General features: G+C 63.2%; 18 protein-coding genes and 1 pseudogene. 11 read left to right on the plus strand and 8 right to left on the minus strand.

Annotated elements, in window-relative coordinates; genetic code table 11:
• Positions 1 to 10: 10 nt before the first annotated feature.
• From FCK22_RS07930 to FCK22_RS07950, 5 genes are all read right to left on the minus strand, one after another.
• Entirely contained in the window at positions 11 to 910 is a 900-nt protein-coding gene (locus FCK22_RS07930) for an ABC transporter permease (protein ID WP_197470871.1), read from the minus strand.
• On the minus strand, positions 910 to 1,854 hold the full coding sequence (locus FCK22_RS07935) for an ABC transporter permease (RefSeq protein ID WP_067264018.1): 945 nt from the start codon (positions 1,852 to 1,854) through the stop codon (positions 910 to 912). The genes FCK22_RS07930 and FCK22_RS07935 overlap by 1 nt, the downstream gene beginning before the upstream one ends.
• 66 nt (positions 1,855 to 1,920) lie before the next feature.
• Positions 1,921 to 3,435: an ABC transporter substrate-binding protein gene (locus FCK22_RS07940; RefSeq protein WP_136720361.1), complete on the minus strand. Its 1,515-nt coding sequence runs from the start codon at positions 3,433 to 3,435 to the stop codon at positions 1,921 to 1,923.
• Between the two features lie 41 nt (positions 3,436 to 3,476).
• On the minus strand, positions 3,477 to 4,586 hold the full coding sequence (locus FCK22_RS07945; RefSeq protein WP_067268486.1) for a dipeptide ABC transporter ATP-binding protein: 1,110 nt from the start codon (positions 4,584 to 4,586) through the stop codon (positions 3,477 to 3,479).
• Positions 4,583 to 5,590: an ABC transporter ATP-binding protein gene (locus FCK22_RS07950; protein ID WP_067268484.1), complete on the minus strand. Its 1,008-nt coding sequence runs from the start codon at positions 5,588 to 5,590 to the stop codon at positions 4,583 to 4,585. The genes FCK22_RS07945 and FCK22_RS07950 overlap by 4 nt, the downstream gene beginning before the upstream one ends.
• Positions 5,591 to 5,936: 346 nt before the next feature.
• On the opposite strand from FCK22_RS07950, the gene FCK22_RS07955 reads away from it, so the two are divergent.
• From FCK22_RS07955 to FCK22_RS07985, 7 genes are all read left to right on the plus strand, one after another.
• Positions 5,937 to 6,635, plus strand: coding sequence for a GntR family transcriptional regulator (locus tag FCK22_RS07955; protein WP_067268483.1), 699 nt, complete (start codon positions 5,937 to 5,939; stop codon positions 6,633 to 6,635).
• A gap of 131 nt (positions 6,636 to 6,766) precedes the next feature.
• Entirely contained in the window at positions 6,767 to 7,729 is a 963-nt protein-coding gene (locus FCK22_RS07960) for a dihydrodipicolinate synthase family protein (protein ID WP_067268481.1), read from the plus strand.
• Between the two features lie 192 nt (positions 7,730 to 7,921).
• Positions 7,922 to 8,695: a cyclase family protein gene (locus tag FCK22_RS07965; RefSeq protein ID WP_248646471.1), complete on the plus strand. Its 774-nt coding sequence runs from the start codon at positions 7,922 to 7,924 to the stop codon at positions 8,693 to 8,695.
• 3 nt (positions 8,696 to 8,698) lie between these two features.
• Entirely contained in the window at positions 8,699 to 9,178 is a 480-nt protein-coding gene (locus FCK22_RS07970) for a MarR family transcriptional regulator (RefSeq protein WP_231886456.1), read from the plus strand.
• A 9-nt stretch (positions 9,179 to 9,187) separates the two neighbouring features.
• Positions 9,188 to 11,338: an indolepyruvate ferredoxin oxidoreductase subunit alpha gene (locus tag FCK22_RS07975; protein ID WP_067268477.1), complete on the plus strand. Its 2,151-nt coding sequence runs from the start codon at positions 9,188 to 9,190 to the stop codon at positions 11,336 to 11,338.
• The gene (locus FCK22_RS07980; RefSeq protein ID WP_067268476.1) at positions 11,335 to 12,876 is read left to right on the plus strand and encodes an indolepyruvate oxidoreductase subunit beta family protein; all 1,542 of its coding nucleotides are present in this window, start codon (positions 11,335 to 11,337) and stop codon (positions 12,874 to 12,876) included. Before FCK22_RS07975 ends, FCK22_RS07980 begins: the two co-directional genes overlap by 4 nt.
• Before the next feature lie 122 nt (positions 12,877 to 12,998).
• Complete coding sequence (locus FCK22_RS07985; RefSeq protein ID WP_067268474.1) at positions 12,999 to 13,601, plus strand: LysE family transporter; 603 nt, start codon at positions 12,999 to 13,001, stop codon at positions 13,599 to 13,601.
• On the opposite strand, the gene FCK22_RS07990 is transcribed toward FCK22_RS07985, so the two are convergent.
• Positions 13,598 to 15,373 (minus strand): glycoside hydrolase family 15 protein, encoded by a 1,776-nt coding sequence (locus tag FCK22_RS07990; protein WP_067268473.1) that lies wholly within the window; start codon positions 15,371 to 15,373, stop codon positions 13,598 to 13,600. The genes FCK22_RS07985 and FCK22_RS07990 overlap by 4 nt on opposite strands.
• 45 nt (positions 15,374 to 15,418) lie before the next feature.
• A complete protein-coding gene (gene otsB / locus FCK22_RS07995; protein ID WP_082852176.1) occupies positions 15,419 to 16,168 on the minus strand; it encodes a trehalose-phosphatase in 750 nt (249 codons plus the stop codon).
• A 198-nt stretch (positions 16,169 to 16,366) separates the two neighbouring features.
• On the opposite strand from otsB, the gene FCK22_RS08000 reads away from it, so the two are divergent.
• From FCK22_RS08000 to FCK22_RS08010, 3 genes are all read left to right on the plus strand, one after another.
• Entirely contained in the window at positions 16,367 to 17,341 is a 975-nt protein-coding gene (locus tag FCK22_RS08000; protein ID WP_067268471.1) for a DNA topoisomerase IB, read from the plus strand.
• A gap of 111 nt (positions 17,342 to 17,452) precedes the next feature.
• Entirely contained in the window at positions 17,453 to 18,049 is a 597-nt protein-coding gene (locus FCK22_RS08005; protein WP_067268470.1) for an exopolysaccharide biosynthesis protein, read from the plus strand.
• A gap of 163 nt (positions 18,050 to 18,212) precedes the next feature.
• On the plus strand, positions 18,213 to 19,616 hold the full coding sequence (locus FCK22_RS08010) for a trehalose-6-phosphate synthase (RefSeq protein WP_067268466.1): 1,404 nt from the start codon (positions 18,213 to 18,215) through the stop codon (positions 19,614 to 19,616).
• Positions 19,617 to 19,625: 9 nt separating this feature from the next.
• On the opposite strand, the pseudogene FCK22_RS08015 reads toward FCK22_RS08010, so the two are convergent.
• Positions 19,626 to 20,394: pseudogene (locus FCK22_RS08015) on the minus strand (DeoR/GlpR family DNA-binding transcription regulator).
• Positions 20,395 to 20,614: 220 nt separating this feature from the next.
• On the opposite strand from FCK22_RS08015, the gene glpD reads away from it, so the two are divergent.
• On the plus strand, positions 20,615 to 22,204 hold the full coding sequence (glpD, locus tag FCK22_RS08020) for a glycerol-3-phosphate dehydrogenase (RefSeq protein ID WP_067268464.1): 1,590 nt from the start codon (positions 20,615 to 20,617) through the stop codon (positions 22,202 to 22,204).
• The last annotated feature ends 1 nt before the right edge of the window (position 22,205 follow it).

The raw sequence follows: 22,205 nt of genomic DNA on the forward strand, positions 1-22,205 counted from the left end.
TCGTCTCCGGTCAGTGTTCGCGTGGGTCGAGCGCGTCGCGCAGCCCGTCGCCCAGAAGGTTGAAGCCAAGCACAACCATGAAGATCGCGATGCCGGGCCAAAGCGCCATCCAAGGCGCCTGATTGAGGAAGTTCTTCGCCGTGTTCAGCATCGACCCCCAAGAGGGCGCCGGCGGCTGCTGGCCAAGACCAAGGAAGGAGAGCGACGCCTCGGCGATGATGGCGGTGGCGACGGTCAGCGTGGCCTGCACCAACACGGGCGGCAGCACGTTGGGGAAGATATAGCGGCGCAGGATGCGCGGCGTGCTCAGACCAATGGCGCGGGCGCTTTCAACGTAATCCTCGGCGGCGACGCTCAGCACCTGACCGCGGGTCAGGCGGATGAAGATCGGCGTGGCCGAGATGCCGATGGCGATCATCGCGTTGGTCAGGCTCGGCCCGAGGAAGGCCGCAAGCGCGATGGCGAGGATCAGGAAAGGTGCCGCGAGCAATGCTTCGGTGCAGCGCGAGATCACCGCGTCGGTCCAGCCTCCGAAGTAGCCCGCCACGATGCCCAAAGGCACGCCAAGCCCAAGGGCGATGGCGACCGAGACGACCCCGGCCAGCAGGGAGGCCTGCGCGCCCCAGACCAGACGGCTCAGCACATCGCGGCCCAACTCATCGGTGCCCATCCAATGCGCTGCCGAAGGCCCCTTGCGCACCGCGCCCCAATCGGTGGCGGCGGGGTCGGGGATCGGCAGCAGCGGGGCCAAAAGCGCGATGGCGCAGAAGAAGACCACCAGCACGCCGCCCAGCATGGCGCTGCGATGGGTGCGGAACTTCTTCCAAACCCGGTTTTCCGGGCGGGCGGAGAGGACCGGATCGGCGGTGCTTTCGGCGTCGATGGTGATGGGGGTGGCAGGTTGAGCCATTATTGCTTCCTCAGGCGGGGGTTCAGCAGCACATAGGCGACATCGGCGAGCAGGTTCATGAAGATGAAGCCGACGGCGGTGACGAGGACGATGCCTTGGACCACGGCGTAATCGCGGTTGAACACGGCATCGACCACGAGCTTGCCAAAGCCGGGGATGGTGAAAATCTGTTCGGTCAGCACCGCGCCCGCGATCAGCTCACCAAAGAGCAGGGCGGTCAGCGTGACGATCGGCGTCAGCGCATTGCGAAAGGCGTGTTTCAGGATCACCCGCCGCTCGACCAGACCCTTGGCGCGGGCGGTGCGGACGTAGTCACTGCTCAGGACGCTCAGCATGGCCGACCGGGTGTGGCGCATCAGTGTGGCCGCGAGCGCCGTGCCCAGCACGAAAGCGGGCATGATCATCACGGTGATGGAGCGGATGGGGTCTTCGCTCAGCGGCACATAGCCCGAGGCGGGCAGCAGTTTCCATTTCACCGAGACCAGCAGGATCAGCATGATGCCCAGCCAGAAGTTCGGGATCGACAGGCCCGACAGCGCCACGACATTGGCCACATAATCGGTCACGGTGCCCTTCTTGACGGCAGAGAAGATGCCCGCAGGCACGCCGATCAACAGGGCAAAAATCATTGCCATCGTGGCCAGTTGGATGGTCACGGGCAGTTTCTCTCCGATCAGCTCCAGCACCGGCTGGTTGGTGCGCAGCGAAATGCCCAAGTCACCGGTCAGCGCGTTGCCGATCCAAGTGAAATATTGCACCGGGATCGGGTCGTTCAGGCGGTATTTCTCGCGCAGGAACTCCAGCACCTGCGGGTCGCGTTCTTCGCCGGCCATGGCCAGCACCGGGTCGCCCGGCAGCAGCTTTTGCAGGGTGAAGACAAAGACCGAGATCAGGATGATCGTCGGGATCGCGATCACCAGACGGCGCAGGATGAAGGACAGCATTTTGAAACGTCTCGCTCAGGGGAGGGGCACCGCCGGGACCGGCCCGGCGGTGCGGATGCAGAAGGGTTAGCCTTCTTCTTTTTTCATGCCCGCAAGGCGGATCATGCCATCAGGATAGGGGGTGAAACCGGTGATGTCGGAATCAAGCGCCCAGATCCATGTCTGGTGGTAGAGGTACACGATCGGCATCTCTTCGTTCAGGATCGCGCGGGCAGCGGTATAGCTCTCGCGGCGCACGTCTTGGTCGTTGGACTTGCGCGCCTTGTCGAGCAGCTCATCCACTTCGGGGTTCGAATATTTGGAATCGTTGATCCCGCCCTCGGTGGTCATGAACTGGTGGATGTTGCCATCGGGGTCCACCCGGCCCGACCAGCCGATCTGGCTCGCCTGATAGTCACCCGCCGACTGGTCGGCCAGCAGCGTCGCGAATTCCTTGGAGGTGATCGAGATGTTGATCCCCGCCTCGGCTGCCATGGATTGGACGACCTGCATCAGTTGCAGCGGAATCGTGGTGTTGGGCACCTGTACCTCAAGGTCGATGCCATCGGCAAAGCCCGCTTCGGCCAGCAGTTCCTTGGCTTTTTCCACGTCACGCTCAGGCACGGGATAGTCGGTGCTGTACCAAGGGGAGTTTGGCGGGAAAGGCTGGTTGCCCGCGGCGAAGGCGCCGTTGAAGACGACCTGATTGATCGCCTCGCGGTCGATCGCATAGCTCAGCGCCTGACGCAGACGTTTGTCGTTGCCCCAAGGGTTGTCGCCCTTTTCGCCATTGGCCACGTTGATCGTGATGCCCTGATAGCCGAGCGACACGGCGCTTTCCACGTTGATGCTGTCGTCACCTTCGGCCTGCGCGAGGTCGGTCGCGGCCAGACGCTCAAGCATGTCGATGTCACCTGATTGCAGGTTCGCCAGACGCACGGTGGTGTCGGGGATCGGCAGATAGGTGACGGTGTCGAAGTGGTATTCCTCGGCATCGTAATATTCGGCAAATTTCTCAAGCACGATACGGTCTTGGGCCACACGCTCTTTGAACTGGTAGGGGCCAGAGCAGACCGGGTTCAGGCCAAAGTCATCGCCCGCGGCCTCAGCAGCGGTGGGGGAGACCATCATGCCTGCGCGGTCGGCGAATTGCGCCATCAGCGTGGCATCGGCATCGGCCAGATCAAAGCGGATCTCATGGCTGCCCAGCACTTCGACGCCGGTGATGGAGGAAAGTTCGGACTTGCGGCGCGAAGTCTCCATGTTTTGGCTGCGGTCGATGTTGGCGGCCACGGCCTCGGCATCAAAGGGCGTGCCATCGTGGAAGACCGCATCGTCGCGCAGTTTCATGGTCAGCTGTTTGCCGTCTTCGGAAAAGGACCATTCGGTCGCCAGCTGCGGGATGATTTTGAGGTCGGGTGTGATGTCCACCAGCTTGTCGCAGAGCGACGCGTAGACGATGCGGCCCACGAAGGTGCGCGACTGGTCGGGGTCCAGCACATCGGCGTCCGATTGCAGCGCGATGCGCAGGTCAGCCGCCTGCGCGCCGAGGGTCGTGGCCCCCAGCAATGCAGCGGCAAGTGTCATTTTGGTCAGTGTCATGTCGAACTCTCCTGTCGTTTCAATGAGTCTGGTTCAGCCTGTTATTCTTGGTTTTGGCGGGGGCGGAGCGTGGTCCGGTCCCGCATGGCGTCTTGGTAAAGCGCAAAGCGCGCGGCGGCCCCGGGGGCACGTTCGGGCGCATCGGCAAGGCCGAGGTCCGGCGTGGCGGCGGCGATCTCTTCGAAGTAATGGCAGGCGGCGACATGGCCCTCGCCCGCGCGGGTCTCGCGCAATGAGGGCGGCTCGCTCGCGCAGCGTTCTTTGGCAAAGGGGCAGCGGGTGTGGAAGCGGCAGCCTGCGGGCGGGTTCGCCGGGCTGGGCATCTCACCCTCAAGTGCGGTCTGCGGCGCGCGCGCGCCATGGGCGGCCACCGGAATGGCCGACAAGAGCGCGCGGGTATAGGGGTGGCGCGGATGGTTATAGACCGTGTCGACATCGCCCTGTTCGACGATTTGCCCCAGATACATCACCGCCACACGGTCGCTCATATGGCGGATCACGGCGAGGTCATGGGCGATGATGACCAAGGTGAGCCCCAATTCATCGCGCAGATCGCCAAGCAGGTTGATCACCTGCGCCTGTACCGAAACGTCGAGGGCCGAGACCGGCTCATCCCCGATCACCAGTTTCGGGGCCGAGGCCAGCGCCCGCGCGATCCCGATTCGCTGCCGCTGGCCGCCCGAGAATTCATGCGGGTAGCGTTCGGCATGTTCGGGGCGCAAACCGACCTTGGCCAGCAGTTCGGCCACTTTGCCGCGCCGCTCGGCAGCGGACATCTGGGGGAAATGGGTCTCCAGCGGCTCACCGACCAGCTTGCCGACGCTCATGCGCGGGTTGAGCGATGAGAAGGGGTCTTGAAAGATGAACTGCATGTCCCGGCGCAGGGCGGTCAGATCGCGCCCCGAAAGGCTGCGCACATCCGCCCCGTCGAACTTCACATCGCCCTCGGTCGGCGTCAGCAAGCGCATCAGCAGCCGCGCAAGGGTCGATTTGCCGCAACCGGATTCGCCGACGATGGCAAAGGTCTCGCCCCGGCGCACGTCAAAGGAAACGTCATCGACCGCCTTGACCGTGGCCCCTTTGGCCAATCCGCCGCCCGAGGTTTTGAAATGTTTCTTCAGCCCGCGCGCTGTCAGGATTGTGTCACTCATGCGCTCTGCTCCAGATGTGTCTCCAGCGGGGCGAAATGGCAGGCCACGGCATGCCCCCCCTCCAGCGGCGCAAGCGGCGGCTCCTGCGCGCAGATGGGCTGGGCGAAGGGGCAACGCGTGGCAAAACGGCAGCCTTGGGGCATGTTCTGCGTCGTCGGCACCATGCCCGGCACGGTCGCCAACCGTCCACGCGGACCGCTGAGTTGCGGGATCGAGGACATGAGGCCGATCGTGTAGGGGTGCTGCGGGTCGTTAAAGATGCGTTCCGCAGGGCCGGTTTCGACGATCGTGCCCGCGTACATGACGGCCACGGTATCCGCGATTTCGGCCACCACGCCAAGGTCATGGGTGATCATGATCGTGCCCATATCGGTCTCGGCCTGAAGGTCGCGGATCAATTCGAGGATCTGCGCCTGAATGGTCACGTCGAGGGCGGTCGTCGGCTCATCCGCGATCAAGAGCGCGGGGTCGTTGACCAAGGCCATGGCGATCATCACCCGCTGGCGCATGCCGCCGGAGAGTTGATGCGGGTAGTCGCGCATTCGCTTTTCTGCCGCCGGAATGCCGACCCGCTTGAGGATCGCCAGCGCCTTGTCCTCAGCCTCGGACTTGCTGGCGTCGCTATGGGCCAGCACGGCTTCGGTGATCTGGTCGCCGATGCGGAAGGCGGGGTTGAGCGAGGTCATGGGCTCTTGAAAAATCATTGTCATCCGACTGCCGCGCAGCTTGCGCATGGCAGTGTGGTCGGCGATGTCGAGCTTCTGACCTTCGAAAACCATCTCGCCCGAGCGGATGGTCGCCGCACCGGCCGGCAGCAAGCCCATCATCGCCAGCGAGGTCACGCTTTTCCCACAACCGCTTTCCCCGACGACGCAGAGCGTCTTGCCCGGGTGGACGGTAAAATTCACATGGTTGATCTGGTCGCTCGGCGCGCCGCGAAAGCGCAGGCTGAAGTCGCGCACTTCGAGCAAAACCTTGTCGGGACCGGTGTCGGGGCTGGGCAATGGACCGCTTTCTTGAACCAATATCAGATTGGTCGAGTATGCGGTTGCAACTTTCTTGCTGTCAATCCGGCGATTGCAGTTTTTGAAAAAGCCATTTGAGGTCAGTCTTTTGGCGGGAATTGTGCCTGATATATCGGCGTTGGCGCCTGATTTTTGGGCGATTTGTTGCGGCGGTTGGGTGCGCGGTTGGCGCGGGGTGGCGCTTGGGGAGAGTGCGGAAGGTATTTGAGAAAGGATGAAATGAAGGGGGGTGGCGCGCTTTGGGGGCTATAGCGCTATTGTAGGGCGGGGGATTTGTTGCTTTATCGAGGGGGAGCCATGAACATCGAAAGGGCGGCATCCCCGCATGACCAGCAAACCTAAAACGGCGGAACGCAAGCGCGGGTCCGGGGCGCAATTTGTCTATTCCATCCTGCGCGATGAGATACTCGATCTGACCCTCTTGCCGGGCAGTCCGATTGACGAGATTCGTCTTTCCGAGCGGCTGTCGATGTCGCGCACGCCGATCCGCGAGGCTTTGGTGCGGTTGGCTAGCGAGGGGTTGGTGACCACGCTGCCAAACCGTTCGACCGTGGTGTCGAATATCGACTTCATGAACCTGCACACTTTCTTTGACGCGATGACATTGATGTACCGTGTCACCACGCGTCTTGCGGCGCAGTTTCATACGCCGGCGGATATGGCCAATATTCGCGCGCGGCAGGTGGAGTTCGCCAAGGCCGTGTCGGCACAGGACGCGCTGTCGATGATCGCGACGAACCGGGAGTTCCATGCCGAGATCGCCCGGGCGGGGCGAAACCCCTATTACGAATCGCTTTGTCTGCGGCTTTTGGATGAAGGGCGCCGGTTGCTGCGGATGTATTACCAGTCCTTCGACGATCAGCTTCCCAGTGAGTATGTGCAGGAGCATGAGGATCTGATCGCGGCCATCGAGGCGCGCGACATCGGCCTAGCGGATTCTTTGGCCGCGACCCATGCGGATCAGATCGTGCGGCAGATTCAGGCGCTGATTTCGCGGGATCGGCGGCAGCAGATCGACCTTTAATTATAGGTAAACGCGCCTTTATCGGGCCGTCATAGGGGCTGTGCAGATTTTATGTCGACAAATAAAATACAATAGCTAAGATGCAGCCAAGCCCGGCGGTATCGCGGCCGGTTTCTATGATGGAGAGATATATGACCCCTTCGATTTTTTCCGGCTGCATCCCGGCCCTGATGACCCCCTGCACCGAAGACCGGAAACCTGACTTCGACGCTTTGGTGCGTATGGGCGAAAAGCTGATCGCCGATGGGATGAGCGCGGTGGTCTACTGTGGGTCCATGGGTGATTGGCCGCTGCTGACCGATGCAGAGCGGATGGAAGGCGTCGAGCGCCTTGTTGAGGCGGGCGTGCCGGTGGTTGTGGGCACGGGGGCCGTGAATACGAAGCTGGCCGCCGAACATGCGGCCCATGCGCAAAAGGTTGGCGCAAAGGGGCTGATGTTGATCCCCCGCATCCTGTCGCGCGGCACCTCGGTTGCCGCGCAGAAGGATCACTTCAAAAAGGTTCTCTCGGCGGCGCCTGAGCTTCCTGCCGTGATCTACAACAGCCCCTATTACGGTTTCGCCACCCGGGCCGATCTGTTCTTTGCGCTGCGGGCCGAACATTCCAACCTTGTCGGCTTCAAGGAGTTCGGCGGCGCGGATGATCTGCGCTATGCGGCGGAGAACATCACCAGCCGGGATGATGAGGTCACGCTGATGATCGGTGTGGATACCACCGTCTTCCACGGTTTTGTCAATTGCGGCGCAACTGGCGCGATCACCGGGATCGGCAATGTGCTGCCGCGCGAAGTGTTGCATCTGGTTGCCCTCAGCCAAGCTGCGGCAGCGGGCGATGCCGAAGCGCGCCAGCGGGCACAGGAGCTTGATGCGGCCCTTGGTGTTCTGTCCTCCTTCGACGAGGGGCCGGACCTCGTGCTTTATTATAAGCATCTGATGGTGCTCGAAGGCCATGCGGAATATGCATTGCATTTTAATGAGACCGACGCGCTGACCGACAGCCAGCGCGGCTATGCCGAGGCGCAGTATAAGCTTTTCCGCACATGGTATGCCGATTGGAGCCAGCAGGGCGGGGCGGTCGCCGAATACGCCGCTTAATCTCCTTAGCCACCTCTCCCCGGCTGGGCAGGCCCGTCGCATTTGCGGCGGGCCTTTTGCGTTCGTAGCAAGCCTTTCGAAGAAGATAATTGCAAACGCATATAAATGTGACTAGCATCTTTGCAGGGACAACGCATCGGGAGTGGGTGCGCCATTTGAGGGAGATTAATTGAAATGAGTGCTACGGATTTAATGCGTGATTTCGGCGCGATGCTCGCCTCGGGCGGGGTTGAGGTCGTCGATTGCTCAGGCGTTTTGGGGCCGGATACGCCGATCCTGCAACTGCCCGCCGATTTCGCCAAGCCGACGCCGAAGGTCGAGATTCACAAGATCAGCGAGTATGACGAAGACGGCCCCTTCTTTGCCTGGAACTGGATGGTGCTGGGTGAACATTCGGGCACGCATTTCGACGCGCCGCATCATTGGATCACCGGCAAGGATTACGACGACGGCTTCACTGATACGCTCGACGTGCAGCGTCTGGTCGCCCCGGTCAATGTGATCGACTGCTCTCAGCAGGCGCAGGAAGACACGGATTTCCTGCTTGATGCCAAGGGCATCAAGGAATGGGAAGCCGAGTATGGTGAGATCGGCGAAGGCGAATGGGTCGTCATGCGCACCGATTGGGACGCGCGCGTCGATGACGAGGCGCGGTTCCTCAACGCCGATGAGACCGGGCCGCACAGCCCCGGGCCGACCCCGGATGCGATCCAGTACCTGATGGAGAAGAAGATCGTCGGCTGGGGCACGCAGTGCATCGGCACCGATGCGGGGCAAGCGGGCGGGATGGAGCCGCCCTATCCGGCGCATAACCTGCTGCATAAGAACAATTGTTTTGGTCTGGCGTCACTGGCCAACCTCGACAAACTGCCGCCGAAGGGGGCGATCCTGATCGCCGCGCCGTTGAAGATCAAGAACGGCACCGGCAGCCCCATTCGGGCGCTGGCACTGGTGCCGAAGGGCTGATCGGTGACGGATACACCACCTTCCGGGGCCGAGAACGCGCCGCTGGATCGGATGGGGCTCGATAACTTCGCGCCCTATCTGATGAACCGGATCATGGGGCGGTACAATGCCGCCCTGTCGGCGGAGATGGCGGCACTTGGCCTGACCACGCCGCAGATGCGCTCGCTCGCGGTGCTGTCGGTGACCGACGGCATCCTGATCCGCGAGTTGGCGGTTTACGCGGTGGTGCAGCAATCGACGCTGAGCCGCGCGCTCGACGCGCTGGTGCGCGACGGTCTGGTCCGGCGCGAGACCGATGCCAACGACAGCCGCGCCACGCGGGTCTACCTGACCGATCAGGGGCGCGAGGCATATGCGCGGCTCTGGCCGCATATGGCGCAGGCCTATGAGGCGATGTTCAAGGGCATCGGTACCGAGGAGAAGGCGGCCTTTGTGGCCACCTTGCAGACCATGCTGCGCAACATTCGAAAACACGATTTCTGAGAGGGTCCGATGGCCGAACGTTCGTTCAAGGCAGAGGTGGAACATCTGCGCAAGGGAGACGGCGACGTCTTCACCGGCGAGGGCATCCTTGCGATCACCAAGGCGCTCTTGGAGAACGGCGTGGGCTACGTCGGCGGCTATCAGGGTGCGCCGATCAGCCACCTGATGGACGTGCTGGCCGACGCCGAGGAGCTGATGGGCGAGCTGGGCGTGCGCTTTGAGGCCAATGCTTCCGAGGCCGCGGCGGCGGCGATGCTGGCTGCGTCCGTTCACTATCCGATCCGGGGGGCGGTGACCTTCAAGGGGCCGGTGGGGGTCAACGTGGCCTCGGACGCGCTCGCGAACCTCAGCTCGTCGGGCGTGACCGGCGGCGCGCTGGTGATCGTGGGCGAGGACTACGGCGAAGGCTCCTCGATCATGCAGGAGCGCAGCCACGGCTTTGCCATGAAATCGCAGTTCTGGATGCTCGACCCGCGCCCGAACCTGCCCTCGATCACCAAGGCGGTGAAGGACGGGTTCGAGCTGTCCGAGGCCAGCAACACCCCGGTCATGCTGATGGTGCGCATCCGGTCCTGCCACGTCACGGGCAGTTTCGAGACCCGCGACAACCAGCGCCCGCCGCTCACCGTGGCCGAAGCGGCGGCGAACCCGCAGTCGGATTTCAACCGCGTGGTGCTGCCGCCGATGTCCTACCTCCACGAGAAGGACAAGATCGAGAACCGCTGGCCGGCCGCGGAGACATTCATCCGCGACAACAAGCTCAACGAATTCTTCGGCCCCGAGAAGGCGCCCCTGGGCATGGTGGTGCAGGGCGGCATGTATAATTCTGTCATCCGGGCATTGCAGCGGCTGGGGCTCGCCGACATACACGGCCAGACCGAGGTGCCGCTCTACGTGCTGAACGTCACCTACCCGCTTTTGCGCGATGAATTCGACGACTTCTGCGCGGGCAAGGAGCATGTGCTGGTGGTCGAGGAAGGCCAGCCCGACCACATCGAACAGCAGCTTGGCTCCTACCTCTACAAGCTCGACCGCCGGGTGAAGCTGCACGGCAAGGACGTGCTGCCGATGGCCGGGGAATACACCGGGCAGGTGCTGCTGGATGGTCTGGCGGCCTTCCTCAAGATCGCGGCGCCCGAGATGCTGCCCGGTGCCGTGCGCGCGCCCAATGCCGAGGCGCCCGCGATCCCGGACCTGTCGCAAACCGTGCCGATCCGCCCGCCGGGCTTCTGCACCGGCTGCCCCGAACGCCCGATCTTCGCGGCGATGAAACTGACCGAGCAGGAATTGGGCAAGCACCAGATCACCGGCGACATCGGTTGCCATCTCTTCGGCTGCCTGCCGCCCTTCGAGATCGGCGGCTCGACCATGGGCTATGGCCTCGGCCCCGCCTCCAATGCGGCCTTTGATGGCGGCGGCGACAAGCGGGTGATCTCGATCTTGGGCGACGGGGGGTTTTGGCACAATGGTCTGTCGACCTCCATCGGCAACATGGTGTTCAACAAGTCCGACAGCGTCGCGGTGATCGTCGACAACTACTATTCCGCCGCCACCGGCGGGCAGGACGTGATGTCGTCGCGCGCGCATAACGACACGAAAAGCACGAACAACCCGATCTCCAAGGCGCTCAAGGGCGTCGGCGTGGAATGGGTGCGCCAGATCGACCGGACCTATGACGTGGGCAAGCTGCGCGAGGTTCTGCGCGAGGCGCTGACCACCGATTACAAGGGGCCGAAGGTCATCGTGGCCTCCTCGGAATGCATGCTCAACAAGCAGCGCCGCGAGAAGCCGAAACGCAATCAGGCGATTAGGGACGGCCGCCGCATGGAGGTGCCGCGCTTTGGCGTCGATGCGGATGTCTGCACCGGCGATCACGCCTGTATCCGTCTCTCGGGCTGTCCCTCGCTGTCGCTGAAACGGCTCGATGATCCGCTGCGCGACGACCCGGTGGCGCATATCGACCAGACCTGCGTCGGCTGCGGCAACTGTGGTGAGGTGGCGGATACCGCCGTGCTCTGCCCGTCCTTCTATCAGGCCGACGTGGTGCACAACCCGACGAAGTTCGAGCGTTGGCGGGCCGAAAAGACCGGCCAAATCATTCGCTGGTTGCAAGACCGACGCGATGCGAAACGGCTGCGCAACGAAGGAGTGGCGACATGAACATGGTGCTGCCGCAAAAGACCCCCGATGCGCGGGTCGAGAAGATCATCAAGCTTGCCGTCATGGCCGTGGGCGGGCAGGGGGGCGGCGTGCTCACCGGCTGGATCGAGGCGATGGCCCGGGCCGAGGGCTACGTTTGTCAGGCGACCTCGGTCGCCGGCGTGGCGCAGCGCACGGGGGCCACGATCTACTACGTCGAAATGGCCCCCAAGGGCGCGCTGGACCCGGTCTTCGCGCTGGCCCCGGCGGCGGGCGACGTGGACGTGCTGGTCGCCGCCGAGATGATGGAAGTGGGCCGCGCCGTGATGCGCGGCTTCGTGACGCCGGACCGGACGACGCTGATCGGCTCGACCCACCGCGCGCTGGCGGTGAGCGAGAAGATGGCACCCGGCGACGGCATCGCCGACGCCGATGAAGTCCGCGCGGCGGCCGAGATCGCGGCGCATAAGCTGGTGCTTGAAGATATGGAGGGGCTGGCCGTCGGCGCGGGTTCGGTCATCTCGGCCTCGCTCTTCGGCGCGCTTGCAGGCTCCGGCGCGCTGCCGTTTCCACGTGAGGCCTATGAGAATGCGATCCGTGCCGGCGGCAAGGGGGTGGAGCCCTCGCTGCGCGCCTTCGCCGTGGGCTTTGACGCGGCGCAGGGCAAGCTGCCCGAAACACCGCAGACCCCCGAGGAAGAGATCAAACCGTTCAGCCTCGTCGGGCCGGAGAAGTTGCAGGCCGAATGGGCCGCGCTGGTGGACCGGGCCGACCGCCTGCCCGAGCCGGTGCGGGACCTCGCGCTCGCCGGGCTGGCCAAGGTGGTGAACTTTCAGGACTGCGCCTATGGCGCGCTGTATCTCGACCGGCTCGATACCGTGTTGGCCCGCGATGATGCCGCGCAGGGCTGGGCGCTCTCGGCGGCGGCGGCGAAATACATCGCCAATGCCATGGCCTATGACGACATCATCCGCGTGGCGGACCTCAAGACCCGCGCCCCGCGTCTGTCGCACATCCGTCAAGAGATGCGCGCGGGCGACGAGAACCTGCTGCAACTGACCGAATATTTCCACCCCCGCGCCGAAGAGATCGCGGGGCTCATGCCCGCGCGGCTCGGCGCTAAGGTGGAGGCGAGCGAGACGTGGATGGCCCGGCTGAACCGCTGGTTCGACAAGGGCCGCCGTCTGCGCACCGACCGGCTGCCCGCCTTCCTGATGCTGCATTTCCTCGGCGGCCTGAAGGGCTACCGGTTGCGCACCCACCGCCATGCCCTCGAGGTCGCGCATCTGGAGAACTGGCTGCGCCGTTGTTTGGCCGAGGTGGAGAGTGACTACGTCCTTGCCGTGGAGTTGTTGAAATGCCGCCGCCTGATCAAGGGCTATTCTGACACCCACGCGCGGGGTCTGGGGAAGTTCGACCGGGTGATGAATGCCGTCGACCTGCTGCGCGGGCGTGACGACGCGGCGGAGTGGATCGCGCGGCTGCGCGAGGCGGCGTTGCAGGATGCGGATGGCAAGGCGCTCGACGGGGCCATCGCGACCGTTCGATCCTTCGTGTGAGATGCCCGTTTTCTAAGCGGTCGCGGGGCGGATCATGCGCAGAGCGGCCTCCGGCGCCCGCATCGCAGTTGACCAAAGGTCAGCACCGCGCCTAGCTGGGCGCAGTCAAGGGGACCGCTGCCATGGAACTATCACATCTCATCGCCTTCAACATCGCGCTCATCGCGTCGATCCTCAGCCCCGGCCCGGCCTTTCTGATCGCGTTGAAAACGACGCTGAGTTCGGGGCGGCAGGCGGGCGTTGCCGTGGGGGCTGGCCTCGGCCTTGTGGCGTCGTTCTGGACCCTCGCCGCGCTCTTGGGGTTGGAGGCCGTCTTCCTCGCCTTCCCATGGGCCTATGCCATCGTGAAAACCGTGGGCGCAGCCTACCTGCTCTATGTGGCCTACGGCATGTGGCGCGGGGCGCGGGCACCGGTGACAAGCACGGTGACACCCGCCCGCCATGCGTTTCGGCAGGGGCTGATGATCAATATCCTGAACCCCAAATCGGTGCTTTTCGCCGCCGCGGTGCTGGTCGTCATCTTCCCCGAAGGGATGCGGCTGAGCGAGAACCTCTTGATCGTCGCCAATCACCTGATCATCGAACTGGCCTTCTACACCGCATTGGCCTTCGGCATGAGCCGCCCTGCCGTCAGCCAAGGCTACCTGCACGCGAAGGTCTATTTCGACCGCATCGCCTCGGCTGTGCTGGGGCTTTTGGGGCTGCGGCTGCTGCTTGCGCGTTAAAGTTCGGCCTCCCACCGGCGCGACAGGCGCATGGCGCCGTTGATGATGCCGACCATGGAGTAGGTCTGGGGGAAGTTGCCCCAGCCCTCACCAGTGGCAAAAGCGGTGTCTTCGGACATCAGGCCAAGGTGGTTGCGCGCCTCCAGCAGCTCTTCGAACAGTTTGCGCGCTTCCTCTTCGCGGCCAATCCGCGCCAGCGCGTCGATGCGCCAGAAGGCGCAGACGTTAAAGCCCACCTCCGGCACGCCGAAATCATCAGCCTCTTCGTATCGCAACATGAAGGGGCCGCGGCCCAGCACTTCGGAAAGACGTTCGACCGTGGCGATGAATCGCGGGTCTTTCGGCGGCAGAAAGCCGACCTCGCCCATCAGCAAAACGCTCGCGTCGAGGGTGCTGCCGCCGAAGCTTTCGACAAAGGCGCCGCGTTCCTCGGACCATGCGTTGTCGAGGATCTTGTCGCGGATCACCTTGGCCCGCTCGGCCCAAAGGGCGGCGCGGTCGTCCAATTTCAGATGCCGTGCGATCTTGGCCAGACGGTCGCAGGCGGCCCAGCACATCAACGACGACGAGGTGTGAATCCGCGCCCGGCTGCGCAATTCCCAGATGCCCGCATCGGGCTGGTCGTGCAGCTCCCAGGCCTGTTCGCCGAGCGGCTCCAACTGCTCATAGGCGGTGCGCCCGGTGTTCATCGGCAGCCGGTGATCGAAAAATGCCGGGGCGGCGCCGAGGATGATATTGCCATAGGTGTCATGCTGGAAATGCTCATGCGCCTGATTGCCGATCCGCACCGGACCCATGCCACGAAATCCCTGTAGACTAGGCGAGATACGTTCGGTCAGCGCCGTCTCAAGCCCCAGCCCCAGCACCGGCTGGATATGCCCGCCCTCGGCATCGGCCACGGCGTTCATCAGCCATTGGAAATAATGTTCCAGCGTGCGGGTGGCGGCGAGGCTGTTGAGGGCGCGCACGGTGAAAAACGCATCGCGGACCCAGCAATAGCGGTAATCCCAGTTGCGCCCAGAATCCGGTGCTTCGGGCAGCGAGGTGGTGATCGCGGCGATCACCCCGCCCGTGGCCTCGTAGCTGCACAGTTTCAACGTGATCGCGGCGCGGATGACGGCCTCCTGCCACTCGAAAGGGATCGCCAAACGCTGGGTCCAGCGCTGCCAATAGCGGGTCGTCTTGGTGCGGAAGGTGGTGCCGATCTGCTCAGGGCTGTCCGACAGGGTCTCATCGGGGCCGAGGATGAAGGTCATCTCACCTTCGAGATTGATCATCCGCCCGTCGAGCACATGATCAATCGGCGCATCGGTGGTCAGGCGCATGTTCTGCTCTGGCCCGACGAAACGCACATGGTTGGAGCCGCGGGTGAGGGTGGGGGCCACTTCCCCCCATTGAAAGCGCGGCTTCAGCCGCATCCGCACACGGGGAGAGCCTTCGATACGCCGCACCTGCCGCACCAGCATCTGCGGGCGAAAGCTGCGGCCATAGGCGGTGAAACGGGGGCAGAAGTCGACAATCTCGACCGCGCCTTTGGGGCTGCGCAACACGGTGCGCAGGATCGCGGTATTGGGCAGATAGCTCTGCTCGCTCTCGGTCATGTCTTCGAGTTCGACGGCAAATTCCCCGTCGCCCTCTTGGCCCGCGCCATGGCCCATCAGGCTATGAAAAACCGGATCGCCGTCGAAACGCGGCAGGCAGAACCAGTTGATGGCCCCTTCGCGGCTGACCAGCGCCGCAACCGCGCAATTCCCGATGACACCCAGATCCATAAGTCCCTCTTTTCTATTCATGATGCGCCTGCCGGGCGGGCCGGATCAGCGCAAAATCTCTTCCAGCCAATCGGCAAAACCGGCCACGTCTTCGATGCGATGTTGGGCTTCGGTCGGGCCTTGGCCGATCTTGATGCCAAAGCCACCCATGGCCTGCGCCGCGCGAAAGCCGTCTTCATCCGTCACGTCATCGCCGACCATCACGGGCAGGCGGTCCGCAAAGGCGGGAGAGGCCATGAACCGCGCCACTGCGCCGCCCTTGTCGACACCTTTCAAGGCGACCTCGCTGACCATCTTGCCATGCAGACCGCGCAGGCTGGAGTCTTCGCCGACCAGCGTATCGACGAAGCCGCGACAGGCGTCTTCTTGATCCGGGGCCTTGCGGTAATGCAGCGCGATCGCGCCGGGCTTGCGCTCGGATGTTACCCCATGCAGCACGGCGAATTCCTCGACCCGGTCGATGACCGGGGTGGGGATGCCCGCGCTCTGCTCCGGCGCGTGATCGTCCGCGGTGCTGAGCCGCAGCTCCAGCCCATGCGATCCCGAGACCGGCAGGCGCAGCGCGCCCAAGATACGGTCCACATCCGCCATGGCCCGGCCAGAGATCACCGCCACCGCCCCATCGGTCTTTGCGACGAGACGGGTCAGCAGATGGCGGGTCGCCTCCGGCAGACAGGCGTCTTCGGGGTTGTCGACAATGGGGGCGAGCGTGCCGTCGAGATCAAGGAAGAACGCATGGCGCTCGACCGGGATCACGGGCGGCAGATTGCGGGGCGACAGGGTGGTGCTATCCATAGGGGCCGGTCTATCCGTTTCGTTGCACGGGCGTTCCCCCAGAAACCTATGCGCCAGCGCAGCGAAATCAACGGATTTATGCTGCAACTGCGCAGAGATGCGCGATGTGCGCCGCGGGAACCCAGCCGATGCGCCCGCGTTGATCAAAACGGGGGCAGGCCCCAGACGCCACCCCGCCTATCGCAATCGGAACCCCAGATGACCGCACCGTCGACGCTCAGGTACTACCCCGACAGCAAACCCGGCATCGCTCGGCGGCGCTGCGGGCGGGGTTTTTCCTATCACGCGCCCGATGGCCGCTGCATCAAGGACAAGGCCGAGCGGGCGCGGCTGGTGAAACTGGCCGTGCCCCCGGCATATGAGCGGGTCTGGATCAGCCCCTATGACAACGGTCACCTTCAGGCGACCGGCTTCGATGCGCGGGGCCGCAAGCAATACCGTTACCATCCGCTTTGGTCCGAGGCGCAGGCGCAGGAGAAATACGCAAGCCTGCCCGAGTTTGCCGAGACCCTGCCGCGCATCCGCCGCCGCGTGCGCCGTGATCTCAAGGAGGAGTTGGGCGAACGTGATTTTGCGCTGGCCGCCGCCGTGGCGATGATCGACCGGCTGTCGCTGCGCGTCGGCAATCAGGTCTATGCTGAAACCAACCGGACCTATGGCACGCTGACCCTGAAACGGCGGCATCTGGTCCTGCGCGATGGGAAGTTGCAGGCGTCTTTCATGGCGAAGGGCGGCAAACGGGTCCGCCGCCAGATCGCCAACCGCACCCTGATGCGTGCGCTGGAGAAAATTCGCGACCTGCCCGGCGCGGACCTGCTGACATGGCTCGACGAGGAGGGGCAGCCGCGCAGTCTGACCTCCACCGCGCTGAACGATTACATCGCCGAGGCCGCTGGCACCGAAGGCTTCTCGGCCAAGACCTTTCGCACTTGGGCCGGGTCCGTCGCCGCCTTCGACGTGGCGCTGAAAGAGGACAAGCCCAGCATCAAAGCCATGGCCGAAGCCGCCGCCGAACGGCTGCACAACACGCCCACCATCGCGCGTAACAGCTATATCCATCCGCAGGTGATCGAACTTTGCCAGACCCCGCAAGACTTGCCGGACCCGCCCGATATCGACGATATGACCCAAGCCGAACGGGGGCTGCTGGCCTTTCTGCGCGCGAAGACGTGAACTTGAATTGACAATTCGGGCGAACTTTCACCGCGCTCACGCATTGTTAACATGAGTAGCGCTGTTAACATGAGTAGCGCTGTCGCCCGACGTTAGAAGGACCAGAATTTCATGAGCGATACAGGTCGGCCAACCCTCAGCGGCGTCCTAGATGAAATGGAGCATCTTTCCGGCGGCGCGGATCGGCAAATCACCGTGGAAGAGATCATTGATTGTCTGGGCAAACATTCCTTTGCCTCGACTATTCTTGCTTTCAGCCTGATCTCAACCTCACCCGCCAGCGGCATTCCGGGGATCACGGCTTTCATCGGATTGGTGGTGCTGTTTCTGGTGGTGCAGATGATCTTTGGCCGCGACAGCCTCTGGCTGCCCGGTTTCGTCATGCGCCGCGACATCGCCGCGAAGAAACTCCGCGAGGGGGTGCGATGGCTGCGCCGCCCGGTGGATTTCGTGGACCGCTATCTGCATGAGCGCTCGACCTTCATCCTGCACCGCCCGTGGATTTACCTGCCCCTGTTCATGGTGATGGCCCTCTCGATGTTCATGCCCTTCATGGAGGTCGTGCCCACTTCCGGCTCCATCGCGTCGGCGATGATCGCCATCTTCGCGGCCGGCTATCTGATGCGCGACGGGCGGGTGGTGATCCTGTCGATGATCCTGATGTCGCTGCTGCCTGTGGGGGTCGCGTGGTTCTTTCTTGGGCGCTGAGAAATTAATTCCGGCCCTAGGCCATTCTGCACCTGCAAAAGATTTGACCAAAGGCGCTCAAGCTGGGAACCTTTACCGACCTAAACCATTAAACCGTTAGTGGTGGTCGGCGTTCCGCCTAATCAGGCTCGGCGACCGAAAATGATTGTTCCCGAGGCATAAAATGGCTGGCAGATTAATTGTAATCTCAAATCGCATCCCATCGGAGGCCGCCCCTTCCGGTGGGCTGGTTTATGCGCTGCATGAAACCCTGCGCAAGATCGGCGGCATTTGGATCGGGTCGCACCCCGAAACCACGGAAACCCCCGCCAACAGTCTCAGCGAATATGGCGATCAGGGCAATTACACCCGGCTAAGCTTTAGCCTAACCCCCGAAGATTACAAGAATTTCTACCTCGGCTTCTCGAACTCGGTGCTTTGGCCCGTCTGTCACCGCCGCGGCGATCTGGTCAAGCTCGACCGCGGGTTCGAGCGGGGCTATTGCGCCGTCAACGCGCGCCTTGCCCGGCAGGTGATGGAGGTGGCCGAGCCGGACGATATGATCTGGGTTCACGACTATCATTTCTTCCCCCTCGCCACAGAGCTGCGCAAGCTGGGCTTCACCGGTAAGATCGGGTTTTTCCTGCATATTCCCTTCCCCGCCTTGGGCGATATGGGCGCCCTCCCGCGGGAGGCCAATCTGGCGCATTGGCTGGCGGATTATGACCTTGTGGGCCTGCAAACCCGCGCCGATGTGGCCCGCTGTCTTGAAATGTTCCGGGCTGAAACTGATTCCGAATTCCTAATGGATGGCACGATCAAATGCGGCTCCCGCGCGGTGGCGCTGCGGTCTTTCCCCATCGGCATCGACGTGGAGACCTTTGTGAAGGCCGCGCAGGGCGGCAGCGCGCAGGACCGTCTGGCCGACGATATGGCGGGTGACATCGTGATCGGCGTCGACCGGCTGGATTACTCCAAAGGTCTGCCCAACCGCTTCCGCGCCTTTGGCCGCTATCTCGAAACCCGGGATGAGCGGGAACGCCGGGTGAGCATGGTCCAAATCGCCCCGCCCAGCCGGGAGGAAGTCGCTGCCTATCGCGAGTTGCGCTACGAGTTGGAAGAGCTTGTCGGTCGCGTGAACGGGGAGCATGGAGAGATCGACTGGACCCCGCTGCGCTATATCCACCGCAACCTTGATCGCAACCTTTTGGCCCGTCTCTATCGCCGGGCGCGGGTCGGGATCGTGACGCCCTTTGCCGATGGGATGAACCTTGTGGCCAAGGAATATGTCGCCGCGCAGGACCCCGAAGACCCCGGTGTGCTGATCCTGTCGCATATGGCCGGCGCTGCCGAGGACCTGACGGATGCGATTCAGGTCAACCCCTATGACATCGAAGACATGAGCGAAGCGCTCAAGACCGCGCTCGCCTTGCCGCTGGAAGAGCGCAAGCGCCGCCATGCCAGCTGCATGGCGCAGGTGCGGGCCACGGATGTGAACCTCTGGAGCCAGCATTTCGTCGACGCTTTGAAAGCCTGCAAGCCGACGCTCGTGGTCAAGCCCCGGGCGCGGGAATGGACAGACGCCTAGCGGCGGGGGTCACTCTTCCGGCGCATAGACCACCGCGGTCTCCCAACCGCTGCATTTCTCGGCAAGGCCCGCAGGCAGCGCCAGATCGGTAAAGAACATATCCACCTCCCGCGCCGAGGCAATGCGCGCGGGGGCGGAGCGTTTGAATTTGGAATGATCGGTCACCAAAAAAAGTCTTGCGCGACTGCGCGATGATACATTGGCTGACGCCGACTTCTTCGATGTCGAAGTCGAGCAGATCACCATCCGCGTCCATTGCCGAACAGCCGATCACCGCGATGTCGAATTTGAATTGGCGGATCGTCTCGATCGTTAGATTGCCGACCAGACCGCCGTCCATCCGGCGCAGTGCGCCGCCGGTTAGCACGATGCGGCATTCGGGATTGTCGACCAGAATATTGGCCACGTTCATGTTGTTCGTCACCACCATCAGATCGCGGTGGTGAAGCAGGGCGCGGGCCACGGCCTCGGTACTGGTCCCGATATTTAGAAAAACCGAACAGCCGTCGGGGATATGTTCGGCGCAGGCGCGGGCGATGCGATTCTTGGCCTCTTCATGCAGATTGCGCCGCTCGGCATAGCCGATGTTGCTGGCCCCCGAGGGCAGCACCGCGCCGCCATGGACCCGCTCAAGCTTACCGCTGTCGGCCAGTTCCGTAAGGTCACGGCGGATGGTCTGATGGGTCACGCCGAAATGTTCGGCCAGCCCATCGACGGTGACTTTGCCTTCGCGCCGGGCGATTTCAAGGATGTCGGGATGGCGGAATGTCTGTGAAATGGGCGTCGCTCCTGCCTGCTGTTGGCGCATTATCTCCAGTGTTTTGGCTAACGCAAGCAATCGCGCAGCAAGACACGTTTAACATGTTCGCTATGCTGGAGAAACGAACATAAACGAAAATAATTCTTGTGCAGATGAGAGTCGTTTCGTAACACTGCCCCAAATTGGACAGTCTGAGCTGGGGGAGGGCCGGATCGTGAACCAACAGCCCGATAGCCATATGGCCGCTGCCCCGGTCGATCTATTCGTCATCGGTGGTGGCATTAACGGCGCCGGGATTGCGCGCGACGCGGCAGGCCGGGGTCTGAGCGTGACCTTGGCCGAGATGAACGATCTGGCCTCGGCGACCTCTTCGGCCTCGACCAAGCTTTTCCACGGCGGGCTGCGCTACCTTGAGTATTTCGAGATCGGCCTCGTGCGCCACGCGCTGACCGAGCGCGAGGTGCTGCTGAAGGCGATGCCGCATATCTCTTGGCCGATGCGTTTCGTGCTGCCCTATCACCGCGACATGCGGTTCGAGGGCGACACGCCGACCTCTAAGCTGCTGCGGTTGTTCATGCCGTGGATGCGGGGCCGCCGCCCGGCATGGCTGATCCGACTGGGCCTGTTTCTCTATGACAACCTCGGCGGGCGTAAAATCCTGCCCTCCACACGCAGCCTGTCCTTGCGCGGCACGCCCGAAGGGGCGCCGCTGGAGGACCGGTTCGAGAAGGCTTTTGAATACTCCGACTGCTGGATCGAAGACTCCCGCCTTGTGGTGCTGAACGCCCGCGACGCGGAACTGCGCGGCGCGCGCATCATGACACGGACCAAAGTCGTCTCTGCCGACCGCAGCGCCGATGGCTGGGCGGTCACGGTAGAGCATGGCGCGGATGGCCAGCGCGAGGTGATCCATGCCAAGATGCTGGTCAACGCGGGCGGCCCGTGGGTCGGCGACATTATCCACAACACCGCGCGGCTGAACTCCTCCGAAGGGGTGCGGCTGGTGCGCGGTAGCCATATCGTGACCAAGCGGCTCTACGATCACGACAAATGCTATTTCTTCCAAGGCACCGATGGGCGGATCATCTTCACGATCCCCTATGAGCAGGATTTCACCCTGATCGGCACCACCGACGCCGATCATCCTGATCCGTCCGTCACCCCGGAATGCACGCCCGAAGAGCAGGACTACCTGATCGACTTCGTGAACGGCTATCTCAAGCAGGACATCACCCGTAAAGACATCGTCTGGACCTATTCCGGCGTGCGACCGCTTTATGACGATGGCGCCAGCAGCGCCACGGCGGCGACGCGGGACTATACCCTCAAGGTCGACAAGACCGGCGGCGCGCCGATCCTCAATGTCTTTGGCGGTAAGATTACGACCTACCGCAAACTGGCCGAAGACGCGCTGGAGTTGATCGCGCCGCATTTCGACGGGCTGTCGGGCCATTGGACTGCGGGCGTTGCCCTGCCCGGCGGTGATTTCCCGGTGGACGGCGTGGCGCAGTTGATCGCGCGGCTGAAAGCGGATTATGACTTTCTGGATGAAAGCTGGGCGGCACGGCTGATCCGCGCCTATGGTACGGATGCTTGGGCGATGGCGGGCGAGGCCAAGACGCTGGCGGATATGGGCGAGCATTTCGGGGCCACCCTCACCGCGCGCGAGGCCGCTTGGCTGATGAACAAGGAATATGCCCTCAGCGCAGAGGACGTCGTCTGGCGCCGCAGCAAGCTGGGCCTGCGAATGGACGAGACGCAGATCGCGCGTCTTGATGAATGGATGCAGATGCGCGCGGCGAAACAAGCCGCCTCTGCGGCGGAATGAG

Origin of the sequence: Sulfitobacter sp. 15WGC (genome assembly GCF_005068605.1) — a bacterium.
GTDB classification, from domain to species: Bacteria; Pseudomonadota; Alphaproteobacteria; order Rhodobacterales; family Rhodobacteraceae; genus Sulfitobacter; species Sulfitobacter faviae.